Origin of the sequence: Aliiglaciecola sp. (genome assembly GCF_039982535.1) — a bacterium.
Taxonomy (GTDB): Bacteria; Pseudomonadota; Gammaproteobacteria; order Enterobacterales; family Alteromonadaceae; genus Aliiglaciecola.
In genome coordinates this window covers 1-1,337 of sequence record NZ_JBDWYG010000013.1, presented here as the reverse complement: position 1 = coordinate 1,337, position 1,337 = coordinate 1, and the positions used below count along the sequence as shown (strand labels likewise).

The following is a 1,337-nucleotide window of genomic DNA, read 5'->3' as shown; positions in this document are numbered from 1 at the left end:
ACGGAAGTGGAGCTCGGTCAAAATTATCCGAACCCATTTAACCCAAGCACTACCATTGGTTATGGAGTTCCAAACACCGGTAAAGTAACACTGGAAGTATTTGATATTCTGGGAAGAAAAGTAGCCACGTTGTTGAATGGCGAAAACAAAACAGCCGGACGTTATACGCTAAACTTTAATGCTTCTAACCTTGCTTCAGGGATGTACATTTATCGCCTCCGAGCGGGGAATGTAGTCATGATCAAGAAATTCACTTTAATCAAGTAATCAGCTTTAAGCGTTTAGCTATTAGCTTTTGAGGTAAGTCCCAAAAGCTAATAGCTGACAGCTAAGAGCTAAAAGCCCAACACCATGAAAACAACGCTTATAATCTTTGCTTCACTTATTATTGTGCTGATTGCCACAGCACTTGTTCTTGCTCAACCCGGACTTCCCGGCGACCCCGCGCAAGCTCCAATTGATGGAGGACTTGGGTTACTTGCAGCTGCAGGTGGGGCATATGCATACAAAAAGCTGAAAAAGCAAAGAACTGAATAGAGCAGATTTTCGGATACAATCCAGTGTTTATCATCCTGAAGCCTCCTGATTAAGGCAGATAATACAGAAACTTGACACGATTGTTCAGGTTTTTGAGACGTTTGTTCATCTTTGATGGATTATTATTCCTTTGAAAAATTCAAATACAACAATTCATAAAGGATAATACAATGAACAGAACTTTAAGTAGGATAATAAAACTTGCACTATGGGTTTTTGTGTTGTTAGTATCAACTCAATACACATCTGCTCAATTGGTTTTTAAGATTACTGCGGAATCATCCTCTTCAACAACTATAACCATATCGGGGTCGGGAACTGTAACTACAAACTCAAATGGATTTTCATGGAATAACAGCAATGGTTTCAATCAGATATTCGGAAATTCTTCATTTAATTATGTTAATTCCAATTTGAATTTTAAAACATTCAGCCTGACTGGTGATCTTCAGCTTTCTGATGGTGTTACACCTATTTCATTTAGTGGAGTTGTGCTAGATGACGATACAGGTATCGACTACGATGATTTTGCTCTTAATGTATCTACACAAACTTCTATGTCTTCTAATACCAGCTATACACTGTCGGGTAGTTCCACTTTTGATATAGCCGGTACGGCTACGTTTGGCGACCTTACTGAAGGTACCTACGCAGGGACATTTGATGGATTGCAGGCAGGTTTTAACAATTTCAGTACGTCTGATATAACTATTATTGTTCAACAAAGTACGTTGCCAAATGCTTCGAGTGTAACTTTCTCGGGCGATATGGAGGTGGGTGAAACATTAACAGGTTCTTAT

The 1,337-nt window shown here is 39.2% G+C and carries 3 protein-coding genes; all 3 read left to right on the top strand.

The window, feature by feature from the left end; genetic code table 11:
* A partial coding sequence (locus ABJV04_RS02450; RefSeq protein WP_348489554.1) for a T9SS type A sorting domain-containing protein occupies positions 1-267 on the top strand: 267 nt, incomplete at its 5' end.
* Positions 268-351: 84 nt separating this feature from the next.
* Positions 352-537, top strand: coding sequence for a hypothetical protein (locus ABJV04_RS02445; protein ID WP_348489553.1), 186 nt, complete (start codon positions 352-354; stop codon positions 535-537).
* Positions 538-707: 170 nt separating this feature from the next.
* Positions 708-1,337: hypothetical protein (locus tag ABJV04_RS02440; RefSeq protein WP_348489551.1), on the top strand; the 630-nt coding region annotated here is incomplete at its 3' end.

What these genes read in the sequence shown, in the direction of transcription:
- ABJV04_RS02445 (WP_348489553.1), top strand. Translation starts at nt 352, where the DNA reads ATGAAAACAACGCTTATAATCTTTGCTTCACTTATTATTGTGCTGATT.